At 46.9% G+C, this 13,243-nt stretch carries 14 protein-coding genes and 1 tRNA gene; 7 read left to right on the plus strand and 8 right to left on the minus strand.

Translation table 11 applies throughout. The annotated features are described in order from the left end of the window. The first annotated feature begins 45 nt into the window (after positions 1 to 45). From gcvH to AC59JT_RS14590, 3 genes are all read left to right on the plus strand, one after another. Positions 46 to 426: a glycine cleavage system protein GcvH gene (gene gcvH, locus AC59JT_RS14580; RefSeq protein ID WP_497400168.1), complete on the plus strand. Its 381-nt coding sequence runs from the start codon at positions 46 to 48 to the stop codon at positions 424 to 426. Between the two features lie 67 nt (positions 427 to 493). Continuing rightward, a complete protein-coding gene (locus AC59JT_RS14585; protein WP_497400170.1) occupies positions 494 to 826 on the plus strand; it encodes a VanZ family protein in 333 nt (110 codons plus the stop codon). Beyond that, a complete protein-coding gene (locus tag AC59JT_RS14590) occupies positions 816 to 944 on the plus strand; it encodes a hypothetical protein (protein WP_497400172.1) in 129 nt (42 codons plus the stop codon). The genes AC59JT_RS14585 and AC59JT_RS14590 overlap by 11 nt, the downstream gene beginning before the upstream one ends. Here AC59JT_RS14590 and AC59JT_RS14595 read toward each other — a convergent pair. From AC59JT_RS14595 to AC59JT_RS14630, 8 genes are all read right to left on the minus strand, one after another. Then, entirely contained in the window at positions 941 to 1,480 is a 540-nt protein-coding gene (locus AC59JT_RS14595) for a DUF4199 domain-containing protein (protein ID WP_497400174.1), read from the minus strand. The two genes, AC59JT_RS14590 and AC59JT_RS14595, sit on opposite strands and share 4 nt — an antisense overlap. Positions 1,481 to 1,597: 117 nt before the next feature. Then, positions 1,598 to 2,062, minus strand: coding sequence for a helix-turn-helix transcriptional regulator (locus tag AC59JT_RS14600; protein WP_497400176.1), 465 nt, complete (start codon positions 2,060 to 2,062; stop codon positions 1,598 to 1,600). A 979-nt stretch (positions 2,063 to 3,041) separates the two neighbouring features. Next, entirely contained in the window at positions 3,042 to 4,019 is a 978-nt protein-coding gene (locus AC59JT_RS14605; RefSeq protein WP_497400178.1) for an L-histidine N(alpha)-methyltransferase, read from the minus strand. Positions 4,020 to 4,061: 42 nt separating this feature from the next. Then, positions 4,062 to 5,210 (minus strand): ergothioneine biosynthesis protein EgtB, encoded by a 1,149-nt coding sequence (egtB, locus tag AC59JT_RS14610; protein ID WP_497400180.1) that lies wholly within the window; start codon positions 5,208 to 5,210, stop codon positions 4,062 to 4,064. Continuing rightward, positions 5,211 to 6,779: an ABC transporter permease/substrate-binding protein gene (locus AC59JT_RS14615; protein ID WP_497400182.1), complete on the minus strand. Its 1,569-nt coding sequence runs from the start codon at positions 6,777 to 6,779 to the stop codon at positions 5,211 to 5,213. Beyond that, on the minus strand, positions 6,776 to 7,735 hold the full coding sequence (locus tag AC59JT_RS14620) for an ABC transporter ATP-binding protein (RefSeq protein WP_497400184.1): 960 nt from the start codon (positions 7,733 to 7,735) through the stop codon (positions 6,776 to 6,778). Before AC59JT_RS14620 ends, AC59JT_RS14615 begins: the two co-directional genes overlap by 4 nt. A gap of 1 nt (position 7,736) precedes the next feature. Next, positions 7,737 to 9,128, minus strand: coding sequence for a mercuric reductase (locus AC59JT_RS14625; protein ID WP_497400186.1), 1,392 nt, complete (start codon positions 9,126 to 9,128; stop codon positions 7,737 to 7,739). Positions 9,129 to 9,132: 4 nt separating this feature from the next. After that, entirely contained in the window at positions 9,133 to 9,414 is a 282-nt protein-coding gene (locus AC59JT_RS14630) for a DUF427 domain-containing protein (protein ID WP_497400188.1), read from the minus strand. A 199-nt stretch (positions 9,415 to 9,613) separates the two neighbouring features. On the opposite strand from AC59JT_RS14630, the gene AC59JT_RS14635 reads away from it, so the two are divergent. From AC59JT_RS14635 to AC59JT_RS14650, 4 genes are all read left to right on the plus strand, one after another. After that, positions 9,614 to 9,685 (plus strand) — tRNA-Glu (locus AC59JT_RS14635). 317 nt (positions 9,686 to 10,002) lie between these two features. Continuing rightward, entirely contained in the window at positions 10,003 to 11,157 is a 1,155-nt protein-coding gene (locus tag AC59JT_RS14640; protein WP_497400190.1) for a glycoside hydrolase family 99-like domain-containing protein, read from the plus strand. Between the two features lie 49 nt (positions 11,158 to 11,206). Next, positions 11,207 to 11,779 carry an RNA polymerase sigma factor gene (locus tag AC59JT_RS14645; RefSeq protein WP_497400191.1) on the plus strand — a complete coding sequence of 191 codons (573 nt, stop codon included), beginning with the start codon at positions 11,207 to 11,209 and terminating at the stop codon, positions 11,777 to 11,779. 125 nt (positions 11,780 to 11,904) lie between these two features. Then, positions 11,905 to 13,050 (plus strand): FecR family protein, encoded by a 1,146-nt coding sequence (locus tag AC59JT_RS14650; protein WP_497400193.1) that lies wholly within the window; start codon positions 11,905 to 11,907, stop codon positions 13,048 to 13,050. Positions 13,051 to 13,243: the final 193 nt, after the last annotated feature.

The following is a 13,243-nucleotide window of genomic DNA, read 5'->3' on the forward strand; positions in this document are numbered from 1 at the left end:
TTGCATAAAGTTTTATTATTTTTGGGCGAATCAAAAACTGATCATATGAATTTTCCTTCAGAATTAAAATACACTAAAGACCACGAATGGATAAGAGTTGAAGGCGATACCGCCACTATTGGTATAACCGAATTTGCGCAGCGCGAGCTGGGCGATATTGTTTATATCGACATTAACTCGGTTGGAAAAGAAGTAAGCAAAGACGATGTTTTTGGCACCGTTGAAGCGGTTAAAACTGTATCAGACCTGTTTATGCCGGTAACCGGTACTATTACCGAGGTTAACAAGGGCTTAGATAGCCAACCTGAGCTGGTAAACAGCGACCCTTACGGCGATGGCTGGATGGTAAAAATTACCCTGGCAAACGCTGCCGACGCTGACGGCCTGCTAAGCGCCGATGCGTACCAGGAATTGGTAGGCGAATAATTATTGGATGAAATTATTATTGAAATATCATAGGCTCACAATTTTGTGGGCCTTATTTGTTTTTGTGATGTGCAATATCGACATGGGCGGTATTGGCGGCTCGGGCCTGTTCTTCCCGGGTTTTGATAAGCTGACACATTGCGGTTTCTTTTTTTTGCTGGTAGTATTTTGGGCCAACGGAAATATACGACAACAAAACAATCAACGTTTAACGTATAAAGCAGCGTTAACCATAACGCTGCTTTCAATAATATTTGGTGGGGTGATCGAGTTATTACAGCTTTACATATTCACCTGGCGCAGCGGCGAGTGGCCCGACCTGTTTGCCGATACCGTTGGCGCCTGTATGGCCACCTTTAGCATTTTAATAACGCAACATGCTGTTAAACATGAAGAATAAATTTTTAATAATGGGCCTGTTGGCTATACTCTGCACCACCTCTTGCGGCATCTTTAAAAAAGACTGCGGCTGTCCTAAGTTTGGCAAAGTAAAAACTCACACTACTACCATAGCCTAGCTTACCACAGCTTCTGCTTTAGGCGTTTTACGCTTTAATATCAGGGCGGTAATCAAGGCAACAACCACACCTACAGGCAATATTTCCAGGTAGGTGGCTGCGGCTACTCCGAATGGCGTTTTATACATGGCTGCCCAACCGGCCATTTCCTCGCGCTTGGCTGCAATTTCCTGAGCTGATTTTCCGCTAGCTTTCATTTGCTCCAGGTTGTGGGCCGAGAATTTTTCCATAAAATCGGGATAATAATTATAGTACAGCACCATCCAGGTAAGCACATAAATGGTTGAGGTTACCAGCGCCATAAACAGGCCCATTTTAAGTGCCTCGCCGAAGGTTATAATACCGCCATGATGTTTGTCACGGTAATTTTTTACGCCGACGAATATTAACGAGAACGCCAGGAACATTGCCGCGAAGCCAAGCAGCATGTTACCTTCATAGTCGCCGGTGTTATAACAGTGGCCGATGGAGAATGTCATAAAGCCGGCTATCAATATGCCGGAAATTATTCCGTAAACCCATACATTTTTTTTCATGTTCGTTTTGTTTAAAAGTTTATGGCTCAAAGGTGAGATATAGCGGAAATATCGCCCTCATACTTTCGGGTGATTTTAATAAAAATAAGAAAATTAATACTAAAGTACGAGACTCGGCTACGGGATCAAACTCAATTGCCGCGCCTTTTCTACCGCCTGGGTACGGCGCTGCACTTCCAGTTTTTCGAATACTTTTGAGGAATGCGTTTTGATGGTGTTCAATGACACAAACAATCGCTCGGCTATTTGCTGGTTACTGAGGCCGCCGGCCATTAACTCCAGCACTTCCAGCTCGCGTTTGCTGAGGCCGAGGCGCACCAGTTCGGCTTCATTGAGGATGAAATTGTCGGTTTTGATGATCACCTGCTTTTCTACTACAACAGTTTTGGGGGTGGTGAGTTTTTTGGCGAGCCATATGCCCAGAAGGGTAAAGATAATGGCCAGCGCGCCCGCGTAAATTTCAAAGGCATGGTCAAGCACTATGAAACGCCATTCGAGCCATTTCATTAACAACAGTAATACTGCCAGCGTAACGCCATACAATATTACCGACTTATGCTTCTCCCAAAAACTTAATGCCATTTCAATTTTTAAATTTAACGGAATTTAAAATTATGGCAAATATTTAATGGCGTAAATGAGGGCGCAGTGTAGCGCTGTATGCGTAGCACGCTACACTGCTACACCTGGTGTAGCAGCGCTACAGCATTGGCTGTTAGATGGTTGTATTTTTTGGTGGCGGTGTTTTGTCAGTGAACTATGCTACAGTTAATTTGGTCTTTATTCACGTCGCTTTGTTGCTTTCCTTACTTCTGAAATCGGCCCTCTCTTTGTCACTTTTAGAGGCCCTTTACGCACGTGGCTTGCCCCGCTCATTTGCCGCGGCGGCTGTTAGTTTTTCGTGTGTTTAATTTGTTTTTTAAAGGTACTCAAGAGGGCTTCGCCGTTTGTCATAGCCACAAAGTAATTAAAAGGCCTAGCCGGCCCATAGGCTTCTTTGCCGCACTAGGCTTCTGCGCTGAAAAGCGGGCAGAAGCACGGGCTGCATTATTGGCTGCTGCTTCGCACGCACGAGGCTGCCACACACGCCAACAACGCTATGCCCTTCCCAGCGCACCTCCCACCGCCTTCTGCCCGCTTTCGCCCGAAGTTGAGGGCCGACGGTTCCGGTGCTAACCGAGATTTCGGAAAATAATGAGAATCAAAAAATGAGCGCAGTGGCCTGCCAGGGTGCGCGGCCGGGAGTCTGGCCTGTGTGGTGGCAGCGATCAGCCTGGCTTGATTTTTTTTGTTACTTTTTTGTATCAAGACAAAAAAGTAAAACGCCTCCGCGGCTATGGAGCGGGGCAAGGTACGTGCGTGAAGGGCCTGACCAAGCGACAGTCTGAGCGCTTGGAGAAACCCCTCCCTTCCTCTCCCGTGGGCTGGGAACCGCAAAAACGTTGCTTGCATAGTGATAAATAACAAAGCGAAGAACCTTATCGCTTGTATAAGATCCTTCGCTTTGCTCAGGATGACAATCCGTTAGTGCTTCTCCCCTTCGGGGAGGCCGGGGCAGGTTCTACTCCGCTAACCAAACCGCATCGATAAACCATCTCTTACTATCGTAAAAACGATTGATAGCTTTAAAGCCTGTGTTGGCGGCCATTTGGTCGGTTTGCATGATGGTGAACTTTTGCGAGATCTCCATGTAAATGTATTCGTCTTTGATGAAGCGGATGGTTTGTTTGCCTACCGTCACCAACTGATCGGCCAGGCTGATGAGGTAGCTTTTGCAGGCACCGCTCTCGGGGTCGTAAGTGGCGTAGTGGTCGAATTGGGTGGTATCAAAATCGGCATCCAGTTCGCGGTTAATGCGGTCCAATAAATTCAGGTTAAAACGCTTGGTTATGCCTTCCTTGTCGTTGTAGGCAGCCAGTATAGTTTTCGGATTTTTTTTCAGGTCGATACCGATCAGCACCATATCGCCGGGCGAAAGATGGTTGCGCAATTCGCGGCAAAAACCGATGGCTTCGTTCACGGGCATATTGCCCACGTTCGATCCCAGGAACATCACCACCTTACGGCGTTTAGACATGGCGGCGGCTTTATTCAGCATATCAAAATACTCGCCGTTAAGGCCTATAATATGCAGATCAGGCATAGTCAACGGCAGCGTGGCGTTAAGGTAGTTGATCACGTTGGTTGATATATCAATCGGCAGGTAATTAAAATCGGCCTTTTGCTCAAGCAGGTGCTTTAGCAGGTAGCTTGATTTCATGGCATCGCCGGCACCCAGTTCTATCAGGTCAAAGCCATCACCATCGGCAATGAGGGCTTCGGCCAGTTCGGCGGTTTTTTTCGAGAATATTTCCAGCTCGCAATTGGTGGGATAGTATTCTTTGCATTTCATCAACTCCTGGAATATCCTGTCGCCCACGGCATCATAAAAATACTTGGATTGCAGGCGCTTTGGTGTTGACGTTAAACCGGCTATCACATCATCATAGAACTGTTTTTTAGTATCTACTGATGCTTCTTCGGCTGGTTGGTTTTTCATAACAGGTTGGTGCATGTCTCTGTTGTTTTTTGGTAGATGTTTTTATTTAGCTAACCTGATGCCGGTAAACTGCCAGCGCAGGTTGGTTTGAAAAAAGTTACGGTAAGTAGCCCGGCTATGCCCCGGCGATGTCACTTCGCTGGCACCGCGCAATACCTTTTGGTTCACCATAAACTTGCCGTTGTACTCGCCAATGGCTCCGGGTGCTTTGGCAAAACCGGGATACGGCAGGTAGGAGCTTTCGGTCCACTCCCACGCCTTGCCCCAGGCAAATTTATCGCTGGCCGCTTCCCACTCAAACTCGGTAGGCAGGCGCAGGCCCTTCCAGGCGGCGTAGGCATAAGCTTCGTAATAGCTGATGTGGCAAACCGGCTCCTGCAATTTAAGGGCTTGCAGGCCATGGAAAGTGTATACATGCCACTCACCATCTATCTGGTGCCAGTACATAGGCGCTTCTACCTGGTTGGTTTTTACCCAATCCCAGGCCTCGGCGTGCCAGTGGCGGAAATCATGGTAACCATTGGCGTTAATAAACTCCAGGTACTCGGCATTGGTTACCAGGTTAGGGCTTATTTCAAAACTATTAAGGTAAACTTTATGGCGATTCAGTTCATTATCAAAGCAAAAGCCTTCGCCTTCAAAACCTATTTCATAAACGCCTTCGTCCAGTTTGATGAATTCGCCGTCGCTATTTTCCGCCGCAGGCGAAACATAATTCAGATCATAAGCAGGCATCAACGGGTTATTGCCCAAAATATATTTAATATCGGTATACAACAACTCCTGGTGCTGCTCTTCGTGGTTAAGGCCCAATACCAGCAGTTCCATTACATCTGCCGCAGGCGAAACACAAAGAAAACTCTCCATGGCCTCGTCCACATAATGGCGGTATTTATAAATATCGGCTACCGTGGGGCGACTTAAGTTACCCCTATCCGTACGCACTACGCGACTACCCACGGCTTCGTAATAGCTGTTAAAAACGAAGTTGTAGTTTTCGTTATACACTTGGTAGGCCGAAAAATAAGGCATCAAAATAAAGGTCTCGAAAAACCAGGTGGTATGGCCTATGTGCCATTTAGGCGGACTAACATCAACAACAGGCTGCACCACGTAGTCTTCGGTTTGCAGCGGGGCACAAATCATTTCAGTACGGGCACGAACTTGTTTATAGCGGGTAAGTATATCCATTTATTTATCAAGGTATTGTTTAAGGTTCGATATAGTTTTAACACCCAATTCCCGCGCTTGTTTTCGGCGCATCATTAAAGCGTAGGCATTATTAAACCCAATGGGTTTTAGCCAGCTAATATGATATTTGTTTTTAAAACCATTTTTAACATAAGTATAAGTTTTATCCTTATCGCCGTTCAGGGCATCAATTTCGCGTTGCGGAGGTTGTAAAATAGCTAACAGCCCGGTGCCGGTATATTCGGGATACAGATCTATCTGGTTGTTGGTCATGGCATCAAAACAAATTTTGGTGCCGCCCAGGCCGGTTTTAGTGCTCACGTTGTAGTCGGTATTGCCCTTTATTAGCATGCTGTACATTTCGGCCAGTATGTATTGTTCGCCAAATATTTTGGAGCCGATACGAACCGTGCCTGCATTACCGTTGCGCGAGGGCTTGAATAATTTGTGGGCCACCAAAAAATCTTTGGCTACGCGCTCGGGCGTTTGGTGAAGATAGTCGGTACGATAGTTTAAATCGGTCATTACGCTATCATTTATTTGGCCGGCCAGCAGGTTCAGCGTTTTTTCCAGTTCGGGGAATTTTACCAACGCATCCTCGCGCACGATGGGCGCGGCATAATACGGCGGGAAGATCTTTTTGTCGTCCTCCAGCACTACCAGGTCATAAGCCTTCAGGCGGCCATCGGTGGAGTAGCCGCTGATCACGTCCAGCTCCTTTTCAAAAGCGGCTTTGTACATCACCGCGTCGCTGATAACGATGGTGTGAATTTTCAAGCCGTATTTACTTTGCAGGCCCAGGTTACCATCCTGCCTTCCCATAAACTCGGGCGTAAAGCCGGCGGTTAGTTTTCCCGCGGTAGCGGAAGGAATAAAATAAAAAGCCCCCATTACCAACATGGCCGCCAGTGTGCCTATGCCGACGATTTTTAATTTTTTGAGGTTGACGTGTTGAAGCAGCGACAATAGCTGATCGAACAATACCGCCAAAAGCGCCGCCGGGATGGCTCCCGCCAAAATCATGTTGGTATTGTTAAGCGATATACCGCCGAAAATAAACTCGCCTAAGCCACCCGCGGCAATGTAGGAGGCCAGTGTTGCCACGCCCACATTGATGACGGTAGCGGTGCGAATACCGGCCAATATAACGGGCATAGCCAGCGGCAATTCAACCTTGAATAATATCTGCCATTTACTCATGCCCATAGCTACGGCAGCTTCTTTTACCGATGCATCCACGCCGGTAATGCCCGTGTAGGTATTACGAATGATGGGTAGCAAAGCGTACAGCAGCAAGGCCACAATAGCGGGCTTAGGACCAATACCCAACAGCGGGATCATGAAACCCAGCAAGGCAATGCTCGGGATAGTTTGCAGCACCCCTGCTACGCCCAGTACCGAACCTGAAAACTTCCGTTTACGGGCTATCAAAATGCCCAATGGCAGGCCTATCAGCACCGCTATAATTAAAGAAATAAAAGTAAGCCCAATGTGTTGCAGTGTTTGGGTTAACAGTTTATCGCTTTGCTGAACCATAAACTGCCACAGGGTTTGCTGCTGCTCGTTCATGGTTTTGCTTTTTGTTTTTTATATTGATAAAAGGCAGCCATCAGCTCATCAAAACCAAGGCTTTTTAATTTTTTATGCTGATGATCATAAACCGATAAACTATCGCGCCCCGCGAATTTAAATACCTCTAAAACCGACCAAAAATCACTTTCGGCCTTAATATCTTCTTCGTGCAGTTTAAAGGTTTGCCCTTCGGGGATGACATTACTTAAAGTAACTGCCTTAAATTCCAATTGTAAGCGTTGTTGATCCAAAAAATCCTTCACAAAATCATTCGCTGGGTTAAACAACAGCTCAGCAGGTGTGCCGTTTTGGATGATCTTACCTTTATCCATCAGCGCGATGCGGTCGCCCAATTCAAAGGCTTCCTGCACATCGTGTGTCACCATCACAATAGTTTTGCGTTTCAGTTCATCAAGCGCCTTAAACTCGGCATGAATTTTTGAGCGGGTAACATTGTCCAGCGCGCCGAAGGGTTCGTCCATCAGCAATACGGGTGGGTCGGCAACTAAGGCGCGGGCAAGGCCTACGCGTTGTTGCTGTCCGCCGCTTAGTTCGGCAGGGTAAGCTTTTAAATAGCGTTTATCCAGGTGCAGTTTTTCTATTAATTCGCTAACGCGATGGTCGGTTCGTTTTTTATCCCAGCCCAACAGCTGCGGTACAATGGCTATGTTTTGCGCCACAGTATAATGCGGAAAGAGGCCGTTGTTTTGTAACACATACCCAATGCCCCGGCGCAGTTGCTCGGGCTGTTGTTGGGTTACGTCTTCGCCATTAATAAATACTTTGCCGGCGTCGGGCTCTATCAGGCGGTTAAGCATTTTAAGCGTGGTAGTTTTGCCGCAGCCGCTGGTTCCCAACAGCACCAGCGTTTCCTGCTCCTGCACTTCAAAAGAAATGCCGGCAACAGCTTTAACCCTATTAAACGACTTGCTTAATTGCTCAACCCTGATCATGCTATTGATCTAAACTCATGAACAGGTTATTTAATGATTCGGAGTACAGCGGGTGCGCGAACACACAGTAGCGCATCCTGTCATAAGTAATATCGCCCTCCATAGCCATTTGCAGTACCGACATGATCTCGCCGCCTTCTTCGGCCAGGATAGCGGCGCCCAGTATCTTTTTTGTTTTAGGGTCCACCACCGCTTTCATAAAGCCACGGGTATCGCCCACCTCAACAGCGCGGGCCACGCGGGCCATGGGGAGTTTGGCTACCAGCACATCCAGTCCTTGTTCCTTGGCTTCGCTTTCGCTGATGCCGATACGGCCCAGTTGGGGGTCGGTAAACATGCAATAGGGTACGGGACGATCGGTAGCCTTATAATTAGTTTTTTCGATGAGGTTGCGGTAAACAATAGTATAATCGTTGTAAGCGATGTGCGTAAACGCCGGACCGCCCTTTACATCGCCCAGGACATAAATGCCTTTTACGTTGGTTTCCAGTTTGGCATTTACTTTAACAAAGCCTTTATCGTCCAGCTTTACACCGGTTTTATCCAGCCCCAGCCTGTCCGTTTGCGGGGCACGGCCAACGGCTACCAGCACATGGCTGCATTTAATTTTCTTTTCGTGCCCGGCGTTTTTAACCGTAGCGGTTATGCCGCCTTTGGCGCGCTTTTTAAATTTAATAGCTTCCGAGCCGGTTTGTATGCTGATGTTTTCCAGCTCCAGTATTTTGCGCATTTCGATGGAAATGTCCTCGTCCTCGCGGGGCACCAATCGCGCCGAGCGCTCCAACACAGTCACTTTGCTACCAAAACGGGCGAACATCTGTCCAAACTCCAAACCAATGTAGTTGCCGCCCAGTATCAGTAAATGTTTCGGCACTTTTTCCAGTTCGAGGATGGAGGTGGAGGTTAAAAAATCAATGTCATGTAATCCTTCAATTTCGGGGATAACGGTGCGGTTGCCGGTATTAATAAAGATCCATTCGCCTTTGATCATCTTAGTGCCGCCTTCGTTTAGTTTTACCTGCAGGGTTTTAACATCGGTAAACTCGGCTTCGCCAAAGATAAGGTCGAGGTTATCGGTACTCTCCAAAGCCTTAGTGCTACCATTGCGGGCATTTAGCACAATATCGTCCTTGCGTTTTTTTATCTGCACCATGTCCACCTTAACCCCTTTCACCTTAACACCTACATGGGCGCTGTTAGCAGCCGTGTAAGCCGCCTTGGCTGATCCTATCCAGGTTTTGGTAGGCGTGCAGCCATCGTTAACGCAGGTACCACCTACCCAGCGCATCTCAACCAGCGCGGTTTTTTTGCCGGCTTTGGCCAGCTTTTTGGCCAGCGGCACACCGGCCTGCCCGGCGCCAATAATAATAGCATCGTATTGTTTTGGCTTCATAAGCTTATGCGGTTATTTTAACGCCACGCCAAAAGGCAATGTAATTTTTAATGTGGGCCGCCTCTGCCTTAGGCTCGGGATAATACCAGGCCGCGTCGGTATTGGTCTGGCCGTCAACCACCACGCTGTGGTAAGAGGCCACGCCCTTCCAGGGGCAAACCGTGTTGGTGCCCGAGCCGCAGAGAAACTCGGGCTTCACGCTGTCGGCCGGGAAATAATGATTGTTTTCAACCACAATGGTATCGTCGCTTTCGGCAATAACCTGGTTGTTCCAGATAGCTTTCATAGGTTAGCAGGTTTACTAAATAAAGATAAGTGTATGTTTTGATAGAAATACAATGCCTGAGCGCCCTTTTTGTTTGGGCAGCGTCACGATTTGGATGTGACGGAGAGGAAAAAAATATTTTTTTAAATTTTATTTTTGTTTTAGCGGCAGATGTCTATCTTTGCAATCCCAAAACGAAGGAAATATCCTTCAAAAAGACGGCCCGTTCGTCTAGGGGTTAGGACAGGAGATTTTCATTCTTCAAACAGGGGTTCGATTCCCCTACGGGCTACAAAACAAAAGCCGCTTTACGAAAGTAAGGCGGCTTTTTTATTTACGGCCGTGTTGATCAAAAATTTAAATATTCAAAGGCCTTCTCTCCCTCGCCCGGCATATTTTTTTAATTTATCTACTCCCTGTGGTTTAATTAGCTGTCATGCATTTAATACAAGGATTATAAACCAATAAACCAGGTACTCACTAAATCAGCCGGTGGCAATTACTGCTGCAAAACGCTCATAGCGACTATCAGTCTTTGTCAAGAAATTTGACCTAAGATGGTAGGGCTTTTATTTGATGTACTGAAATAAATTTAAACTACTAATATCTATGAGAACTATCAACATCATGGCTACTTGCGTGTTAACCGCGTTTTTGGCCATTGGCTGCACGGCCTGTAAAAAACTGAAACCCGAAGAAAAAAAGGTGACGCCCGACCCACCGAAACCCGACCCGGTTACCTACGAGTACACTGGCCCCGGCGAGTATAATATCGGTGTGTTTTATTATCCCGGCTGGCGCGATAATGTTATCCCATCAAACGCGGCCCCATGGAACCTGATCAAAGCCTCAACACCCGAGCGCGAACCACTGCTGGGCTGGTACCCAGAAGGTACCATAACCCTGGCCGAGCAGCAATTACAATGGATGCATGATTATGGCATTGATTACGTGGTGTATGATTGGTACTGGAACAAAAACAACTACGTTGATTACGGACATGCGCTGTCTGCTTACCTATCAGCCAAAAACAAAAACCTGCTAAAATTTTCTATCCTGTGGGATAACGTATCAACTGCGGTACTGAATGAACCCCAATTTACCACTATGGTTAACAACTGGATAACCACGCTGTTCAATCAGCCGCAGTTTTTAAAAATAGACGGCGCGCCGGTAGTGTACATATTCTCGATGTATAACCTGCACGAGGATGCCAAAAAGTTTAACACCACCACCAAAGAGCTGCTTGACAAAGCCGAAGCCATGGCCAAAGCCGCCGGCTACACAGGCATAACCTTCGTAGGTGGCAGTACCGGCCAGCCGGGCGATGAATACTGGATGGATTACGGAACCAAAAACAGCTATGATCTGTATTCGGCTTATAATTACCATCGCGGGGCGGATATTAATACACAATCAACCTCGTACCAGGACCTGAGTGATGGCTACCAGGCACACTGGCAGTTTGTACTCAACAAAAGCCACGGTTACAAATTTATTGTGCCCATGACGTCCGGCTGGAACAAAAAGCCCTGGGGTGGCAGCGCCAACCCCTTACATGACAACAGCGTAAGCACGCCCGAAACCTTTGAACAGCACTTGCTACGCGGCAAAGCTTTTATGGATGCCAACGCCGCCCGCACCATGAAAATGGGTGTAATATGCGCCTGGAATGAATACGGCGAAGGATCGTACATTGAGCCAACCAAAGCCTTCCAGATGCAGTATCTCGAAAAAATTAAAAAGGTTTTTGGCACACCGTAACCAATACTATGGCGGGTATTTAGGTATATTTAAATAACAACAATTATAAGTGCAAAGCTGCAATGCGTTTACTGATCATGAATTGATAGTTCTTGTAAAAGAGGGCCGTGAGGCTGCTTTTGCCGAATTGTATAACCGGTACAAAGGCAGTTTGTACCTGCATGCCTATCGCATGCTGCAGGATAAGGACGAGGCTATGGATATTGTACAAGAGTTTTTTGCCGCCATCTGGGGCAAACGCGAAACGCTTGTAGTACCCAACTCGGTTAACGATTACCTGTACGCGTCAATACGCAACCGCATTTTAAATTTTATTGCCCACCAAAAAGTGATAGCCCGCTACACCAGCACACTTAACGCTTACCTGGAGACCGATGGCTCGGCAACCGATGAGCGCTTTATACAAAAAGAACTGATCAGGCTGATTGAAACTGAAGTTGCCCAATTGCCCGCTAAAATGCGTGAGGTGTTTGAGTTAAGCCGCAAGCATGACCTATCGCATAAACAAATAGCGCAGCATTTAAATATATCAGACAAAACCGTGAAAAAGCAAGTAAGCAACGCCATTAAAATTATCAAGCTTAAGCTTAACCTGAATGTTTTACTTACGTTTTTTATGTAGAGGGGAAGTTTTTTGAAAATTAATCTGCTACCAGTAGCGCGACAGCTTGTCTTACGATTTTAGGCTCATTAACAGCTATGGGCCTGCCTTAATAAACCGGGTGCAAACCCTACATACCAATAGTGATGAACAAAAACGGAGCCGAGCAGCTTTTAGAAAAATACCGTAACGGTGAGCTTACCGAACAGGAGCGTTTAGATCTGTATGGATGGTACACGCACCAGGCCGGCCAGTCCGAGCCGTTGGCCGACGAAGAAATTTTTAAACAGCAAATGGCGGCGCTTGATGATGCTTTCCCGTTTCAGCGGGAAGCGCCTGTTAAACGCATTAACCTATTGCCGCGCGTTGCTGCTGCGGCTTTGATATTGGTAACCTTGGGTGCCGGCTTTTATTTTTATGCAGATAAGGGATCAAAGCAGTCCTCGCAAAAAAACGTAGCTGTTAAGCACGATGCGCCATACGGTAACAATAAAGCCTACTTAACCCTTGCCGATGGCAAACGTATTGAATTAACAGATGCCGGCAATGGCACTATAGCTGTACAACAGGGTATTGATATTACAAAAACACCCGATGGTCAGCTTGTTTATAAAGTAGCCAAAACCGACCCTGCATCTACCAGCAACGCAGCCGGCTTTAACACCATTGAAACGCCGCGTGGCGGCCAGTACCAGGTTTACCTGCCCGATGGTACGCACGTTTGGCTAAATGCCGAATCGTCACTAAAATACCAAACTTCGTACGCGGGCTTAAGCACCCGTAAGGTTGAACTAAGCGGCGAGGCTTATTTCGAAGTGGCTAAAGACAAAACCAAACCCTTCATCGTATCAACCAAAAATCATACAATTGAGGTGTTGGGCACCCATTTTAATGTAAGCGCTTACGCGGATGATGCTAACGCCAAAACCACCTTGCTGGAAGGCTCGGTAAAAATTGTGGCCGGCAGTGTAACCCGCCTGTTAAAGCCTGGTCAGGAAGCTGCTATCGGTAACACTATTGAAATAAACGAAGTAGATGTAGACGAAGCCATAGCCTGGAAAAATGGCTTTTTCCGTTTTGATGATGAGCGGCTGGAAAGCGTAATGCGCAAAATTGCCCGCTGGTATGATGTGGATGTGAGCTACCAAAACGAGGCGCTAAAAAACGAAACCTACGCGGCGGTAAGCACCCGTTTTACCAACGTATCTGCTCTGCTTAAAATGCTGGAGCAAACCGGCGATGCCAGGTTCACTATCGAGAACAAGAAGATCATTATCGCTCCAAAAAAATAAACCAAACAGGGCTAACCACCCGCATAAACCAATAATTATAACCTAATCAATTTTAAAATTATGAAGAGAAGAAAAGATCAGAATACCTCCTGAGCGGAAGCGTACATAAGGCTTATAAAAGGCAAGATCAGAAACACTCGCAATGTCTCTGATCTCTGGCCTGTATAGCGCCTTAATGCAATTTGTGGTTCAC

Source organism: Mucilaginibacter sp. A3364 (assembly GCF_059690715.1).

Coding starts and splice junctions, on each gene's coding strand:
- AC59JT_RS14590 (WP_497400172.1), top strand. CDS start 816: ATGAAGAATAAATTTTTAATAATGGGCCTGTTGGCTATACTCTGCACC.
- AC59JT_RS14625 (WP_497400186.1), bottom strand. CDS start 9,128: ATGAAGCCAAAACAATACGATGCTATTATTATTGGCGCCGGGCAGGCC.
- egtB (WP_497400180.1), bottom strand. CDS start 5,210: ATGGATATACTTACCCGCTATAAACAAGTTCGTGCCCGTACTGAAATG.
- AC59JT_RS14630 (WP_497400188.1), bottom strand. CDS start 9,414: ATGAAAGCTATCTGGAACAACCAGGTTATTGCCGAAAGCGACGATACC.
- AC59JT_RS14585 (WP_497400170.1), top strand. CDS start 494: ATGTGCAATATCGACATGGGCGGTATTGGCGGCTCGGGCCTGTTCTTC.
- AC59JT_RS14650 (WP_497400193.1), top strand. CDS start 11,905: ATGAACAAAAACGGAGCCGAGCAGCTTTTAGAAAAATACCGTAACGGT.
- AC59JT_RS14615 (WP_497400182.1), bottom strand. CDS start 6,779: ATGAACGAGCAGCAGCAAACCCTGTGGCAGTTTATGGTTCAGCAAAGC.
- gcvH (WP_497400168.1), top strand. CDS start 46: ATGAATTTTCCTTCAGAATTAAAATACACTAAAGACCACGAATGGATA.
- AC59JT_RS14595 (WP_497400174.1), bottom strand. CDS start 1,480: ATGAAAAAAAATGTATGGGTTTACGGAATAATTTCCGGCATATTGATA.
- AC59JT_RS14620 (WP_497400184.1), bottom strand. CDS start 7,735: ATGATCAGGGTTGAGCAATTAAGCAAGTCGTTTAATAGGGTTAAAGCT.
- AC59JT_RS14600 (WP_497400176.1), bottom strand. CDS start 2,062: ATGGCATTAAGTTTTTGGGAGAAGCATAAGTCGGTAATATTGTATGGC.
- AC59JT_RS14640 (WP_497400190.1), top strand. CDS start 10,003: ATGAGAACTATCAACATCATGGCTACTTGCGTGTTAACCGCGTTTTTG.
- AC59JT_RS14605 (WP_497400178.1), bottom strand. CDS start 4,019: ATGAAAAACCAACCAGCCGAAGAAGCATCAGTAGATACTAAAAAACAG.